Raw genomic sequence first — 1,018 nt, 5'->3', positions numbered from 1 at the left:
GCGGCGGTCCTGGACCTGCCGGGCGGCTGCTTCGTCGGCCCCGCCGGCATGTTCGAGTGGCGCGGCCCCCCCGCCCGGGCCGGCCGCTCGGCGGCGGCCCGCGACCCGGCCGCCGCCCGCCGCCTGTGGACCGTCTCCGAAGAGCTGACTGGCGTCACCTTCCCGGAGCCGACCGCGGCAGTTCAGCCTTGAAGCCGTGGCCGACCCGTCGGATCGGCGGTCCTGCGGCGGGACGGGTGGCCGCACTCGGTGGGGCACAGGTCCGGCCAACCGGTGCAGCCGGCGAATGGCGGGGCTGTGTGCCCGCCGCGGCCTTCGGGAGCTCGACGTCGTCGCCGCCGCGATGATCGATGCCTGGTCCACCACGCCGAGGTCCTCACCCTCACCGGCGACTCCTACCGCACCCGCCAACGGCGCGAACTCCTCGCCAAGGAGAACCGCGTGAGCCGCGATTGATCAACCCAGTGGGGTCAATTTCCCGGATTCCCAGGGGGTCAAGATTCAGGAACGGTCGACAGGAGCCGGCTCACACATGAAACCGTCACTGAAAGGTTGTTAGCCGGGCCGTCTCATGGGCCATCATGCCGATGAAGAAAGCATCTGCGCCGCCGCACTGATTGAGCGGGCTTGCGGTCGGCACCTGGGCGAGCAGTCCCTGTGCTGGACCACTTCCGTTCGATGTCAGCCCTTGAGCCTGTGGATGATGCGTGCCGTGGTTGGCACACGAGTTGTTGAATGCCGGGGAGTCGATGACGATGATCCCGCCGGCTGCTGCGGGTGTGGCAGCCGCGATCCCGGCTCCGAGGCCCGCTGCTGTGAGGGCGAGCGCTGTGACTGTCCTACGAGGGGTCATGTCGTGGAAACGGTGATCCGCGCGGGGGGGGGGGCGCGTGGGGGGGGAGGCCCGGTTCGCCGCCGCCGGGGGGTGGGGGTCATCCCTTCGGCGCGGGCGCGGCCCCCCGCCGCGCCCGCGACTTCGTGCCCTGGTCCGCCCTGGCCGGTCTGTCCTGGGCCGGCT

Annotated in this window: 1 pseudogene; it reads left to right on the top strand. The window is 71.5% G+C overall.

Annotated features, from left to right (window positions below):
* Positions 1-192: pseudogene (locus ACFVIU_RS37680) on the top strand (oxidoreductase); the annotation flags it as partial.
* Positions 193-1,018 lie beyond the last annotated feature (826 nt).

The sequence above is a fragment of the Streptomyces sp. NPDC127190 genome (genome assembly GCF_042672505.1).
Taxonomy (GTDB): domain Bacteria; phylum Actinomycetota; class Actinomycetes; order Streptomycetales; family Streptomycetaceae; genus Streptomyces.
The sequence above is the reverse complement of the archived record's forward strand: the minus strand, read 5'-3'. Positions and strand labels throughout refer to the sequence as shown.